The organism is Pseudomonas sp. YNh (assembly GCF_037993085.1).
GTDB lineage: Bacteria > Pseudomonadota > Gammaproteobacteria > Pseudomonadales > Pseudomonadaceae > Aquipseudomonas > Aquipseudomonas putida.
Window position 1 is genome coordinate 1 of the sequence record NZ_JBBMRJ010000091.1, and the last position, 592, is coordinate 592.

The window sequence follows — 592 nt, forward strand, 5'->3', positions numbered from 1 at the left end:
CACCGTTGAGGCCGGCAAAACCCAAGGCAGCGTTGATTTCCAGACCCCGGCGAACGACGTCTACAACAACGGCTCGACCGTCAGCGTCACCATCGAAAACGCCACTGGCGGTAACTTCGAGCAACTGACGCCGAATCCGACTCCGGCTCAGACCACGATCAACGATTCGGTAGACACCACCACCGCAACTCTGACGGCGAACCCGTCGGTGACCGAAGGTGGCGTGATCACCTACACCGTGACCCTGAGCAACCCTGCCCAAACTCCGGTAACCGTGACCCTGTCCAACGGCCAGACCATCACCGTTGAGGCCGGCAAAACCCAAGGCAGCGTTGATTTCCAGACCCCGGCGAACGACGTCTACAACAACGGCTCGACCGTCAGCGTCACCATCGAAAACGCCACTGGCGGTAACTTCGAGCAGCTGACCCCGAATCCGACCCCGGCTCAGACCACGATCAACGATTCGGTAGACACCACCACTGCGACTTTGACTGCTTCGCCAAGCGTTACTGAAGGCGGCGTAATTACCTACACCGTGACCCTGAGCAATCCTGCCCAGACTCCGGTAACTGTGACCCTGTCCAACGGC

1 protein-coding gene is annotated in these 592 nt (G+C 59.6%); it reads left to right on the forward strand.

Translation table 11 applies throughout. The features are described from left to right. Positions 1 to 592 (forward strand): immunoglobulin-like domain-containing protein (locus WF331_RS29175; RefSeq protein ID WP_340623573.1); only part of this gene is annotated, 592 nt, incomplete at both ends.